This is a genomic window from Nitrospira sp. (assembly GCA_016788885.1).
In the GTDB taxonomy this organism is placed as follows: domain Bacteria; phylum Nitrospirota; class Nitrospiria; order Nitrospirales; family Nitrospiraceae; genus Nitrospira_A.
In genome coordinates this window covers 1-3,594 of sequence record JAEURX010000032.1, presented here as the reverse complement: position 1 = coordinate 3,594, position 3,594 = coordinate 1, and the positions used below count along the sequence as shown (strand labels likewise).

At 57.2% G+C, this 3,594-nt stretch carries 4 protein-coding genes; 2 read left to right on the top strand and 2 right to left on the bottom strand.

Annotated elements, in window-relative coordinates; translation table 11 throughout:
- Positions 1 to 60: 60 nt before the first annotated feature.
- Positions 61 to 312 (bottom strand): hypothetical protein, encoded by a 252-nt coding sequence (locus JNL86_08425; GenBank protein ID MBL8042926.1) that lies wholly within the window; start codon positions 310 to 312, stop codon positions 61 to 63.
- 183 nt (positions 313 to 495) lie between these two features.
- Here JNL86_08425 and JNL86_08420 point away from each other — a divergent pair, with 183 nt between their 5' ends.
- Both JNL86_08420 and JNL86_08415 read left to right on the top strand, forming a co-directional pair.
- Positions 496 to 1,767, top strand: a complete 1,272-nt coding sequence (locus tag JNL86_08420; GenBank protein MBL8042925.1) for an ABC transporter ATP-binding protein — start codon at positions 496 to 498, stop codon at positions 1,765 to 1,767.
- A gap of 386 nt (positions 1,768 to 2,153) precedes the next feature.
- Complete coding sequence (locus JNL86_08415) at positions 2,154 to 3,284, top strand: PAS domain S-box protein (GenBank protein MBL8042924.1); 1,131 nt, start codon at positions 2,154 to 2,156, stop codon at positions 3,282 to 3,284.
- A gap of 126 nt (positions 3,285 to 3,410) precedes the next feature.
- Here JNL86_08415 and JNL86_08410 read toward each other — a convergent pair.
- Positions 3,411 to 3,594: 2OG-Fe(II) oxygenase (locus JNL86_08410; GenBank protein MBL8042923.1), on the bottom strand; the 184-nt coding region annotated here is incomplete at its 5' end.

Sequence of the window (3,594 nt, the reverse complement as noted above, 5' to 3'; positions counted from 1 at the left end):
CGACTTGGGTCTGGCTTTCGATTAGATTCCCGGGCAAGGCAACATCGAGTCAGGCCTGAACTATTTCAACGCATCTCTCACCAGGCCCCAGCGGGAGACGCGGGATAGTACCATGGGTCCCCCCACCATACAAGCCATGAATGCATCGGCAGCGTGAGTCGCCACTGCACCCACCGCCCCGAGGATCGCATTGACTTGGCTCAAGCCGACCCCTACTATCAGCAGTGTGTGGATCGCATTTCCGGTCGTGTGGATACACGCTTCCAATTTCATTTTGCCCCTGAACACAGCGAAAACACTCATTTCATTCATGTTGAGCATCCCTCGGAAACCTCCCTACACATCAATAGTGATCGAGCCGAGTCGCGCGTATGCCCGAGTGGAATGGCGCGAGCTGTGGGCCGCACGGGAATTGTTATATTTTCCGGCATGGCGGGATCCCAAAACCCGCTACGCACAAACAGCCATCGGGGCCTGTTCGCAGCTCTGATTTGAATGAGTGACATCGCTGTCAGCGTCACCGGATTATCCAAGCGCTATCGCCTTGGGGCGACGCATGCCCAAGACGGCTCACTGGCGGGAGCCTTGGCGCGTGGGCTCCGCCGCCTCGCTGGCCAGCAGCCGGCCTCCGCCCAGACCCCTGATACCCTGTGGGCACTGCGCGATGTCTCGTTCGAGATCAAGAAAGGCGAAGTCTTCGGGGTCATCGGCACGAACGGCTCGGGGAAAAGCACGTTGCTCAAGATCCTCTCCCGGGTAACGGAACCCACGACCGGCCGAGCGGTCATCAACGGACGGTTTTGCGGGCTGTTGGAAGTGGGCACGGGCTTTCATCCGGAACTGACCGGCCGCGACAACGTCTTCATGAGCGGGGCCATTCTCGGCATGACGCGCCAGGAAATTGCCCGGAAGTTCGATGAAATCGTGACGTTCGCCGAAGTGGAGCAATTTATCGACACGCCGGTCAAACATTACTCCAGCGGGATGTATGTCCGCCTGGGGTTCTCCGTGCTGGCCCATATGGATCCGGACATTCTCATCGTCGATGAGGTGTTGGCCGTCGGCGACGTTCGGTTTCAGAAAAAGTGTATGGGGAAGATGGAAGATGTGGGGCAGCATGGCCGGACGGTGATCCTTGTCTCCCACGATATGCCGGCGATCACGCGGATGTGCAAACGCGCGATTCTGCTGAACAAGGGGGAAGTGGTGCAGGAAGGATTCGCCCACGACGTGGTCAATCACTACCTGCATGCCGGCCACATCCAGCCCTGCGCCGAATGGCCCGATCCCGCCCAGGCGCCGGGCAATGAGATCGTTCGGATGCGGGCCGTGCGGGTCCGGACTGAGTCAGGGGTCATCACGGACAGATTCGATATTCAACGGCCTATCGACATTGAAATGGAATTTGACGTTCTTAAACCAGGACATGTCCTCGTACCTGAATTCAATTTTCGTAACGAGGAGGACGTGCTGGCCTTTATCGTGCACGATCGTGACCCGGCATGGAAACGGAAACCTCGCCCAATAGGCCGGTATGCCTGCACCGTCCGAATTCCGGGAAACTTTCTTTCTGAGGGGATTCTCACCGTTGAGGTTGTCGTGATGACCGAGGATCCCTTTCGTCTGCACTGCCAGATTCCTCGAATCGTTGGCTTTCGTGTGGATGAAAGTGGAACAGGGGACACGGCACGAGGTGATTTCACCGGTCGATGGCCAGGGATCATACGGCCATTGCTGGAGTGGAAAACCCGCTACGAGCCTACCTAACAACGAGCAATACCAGCGTTGAATCAGGCCGCACGAGTACGTATGATACTGGGTTGGAGCTCTTTGATATCGAGGGGAGAGCACATGCCCTTTGAGACGCACATATATATGGCATATCTGCAGGCCTGCTGATAACGAGAAGGGAATGAGTGCATCCGGAAACTCTTCCGTCACCATTACTCGAAAACCAGGTATCTACTGGCTACGCTAATAAGAAGGGAACTGACTTGCTCCATGGGTCACCTCAATCAATTGCTGACCGAGGAGGACGTTGGATTTAGAAACCGTATGAAGTATTGTTTAACAACAAACGTAGCTCGCCATCGCGCCAGAGGATTGGTTCCACGAATGATTTTTTCTGCCTGCTTGCCACCAAGGCCTACACCATGAACCGAGAATCATTTTTCCCCCGGTGGTATCGCCGATCCTCGGTCCTGTTGAACACTTTGTCGACTCAGGGCCTCAGGGCTATGGTGGAGTTGATCCACGGGCGCTATCTTCCTCGACTGTCGCAAGCCTGGATGCGATATTGGATGCGGTACAGCGGGCCCTCGAGGTTCGGCCGAATCGCCACCAGAATTGCGACCTGTGTAACCATTCCCCAATCCGGGTCCGATGGCGTTCATATGCTGGCGGACATGAGTCCACGGGGCTACATTGCCCCTACGGCAAGACTTACGCATCGTGACTTACGGCTTGGCCCCCATGTCGCGATCTGCGATCAAGTCCGCATTCAACAGGCCACCGCCGGCGGGTCGATCGCGCTTGGCGAGCACGTCTATCTGGACAACCATGCGTTTCTCGAAACCGGCGATGGCGGAACCATCACGATCGGTGACTATACCTACCTGGGAACAGGCTCCGAACTCTCGGCCCTCCTGAGCAATATCCGGATCGGACGGCATGTGATGTTCGGATCATACTGCCGGGTGTTTCCTCATAACCACGGGACAGAGGCCGGTTTCATCATGCAACAGCAATCCTTCACTTCCAAAGGGGATGTGATCATCGAGGACGACGTCTGGCTCGGATCCGGAGCGATCGTGACCAGCGGGGTGCACATCGGGACAGGAGCTGTCATTGGTGCCGGTTCGGTTGTAACCAAACATGTACCGGCCAATGCCATTGTCGTGGGAAATCCTGCGCGCATCGTCAAGTATCGAGGCATGCAACCTCCCCACAAGAAGTCGCCGAACGTGGAGTTCGATGCCGTGATGGTCCGGTCGCCGGACGGGACCATTCGCTTCTGGAATAAGGGAGCCGAGCGTCTCTACGGCTGGCAGGCAGGTGAGACCGTGGGCCAGCGCTCCCATAGCCTGTTGAAAACCCTGTTCCCCAAACCTCTACCGAGCATTGAACAGGAACTCAAGACCGTCGGCTATTGGCAAGGCGAACTCATTCATATCCGCCGCGATGGCTCGCGCATGACGGTGTGGAGCCGATGGGAACTCCGCTACGAGGAACAGAGCTCCGTTCCCACTGTTGTTGAAATCAACTACCCGCCAAGTGTGGCGTAAGCCCTGTTCGAACCTGAACGGTCGTGCGGTCCGCCAGACATCCAGGGTTCCGCATGCTCCAGGAGTACATGAGAGCCGTGTGGGACGGACTCTACCACACGTCGGCGTTCATCCGGCGACTCACGCTCAGGCATGTTCAGTCATGAACCAGCCGGCAATCGAAAGGCGTTTGTGGTCTCCCGCCGTTTGATCCACCCGGCACACCCGATGGAACCGCGGCACGGTAAACATGACCAATGATCCCGGCTTGGGTGCGATGCAGTGCGTAATGGCCAGTTCCGGCTTTCCGTTCGTTGGTTCGCCGGTCGCT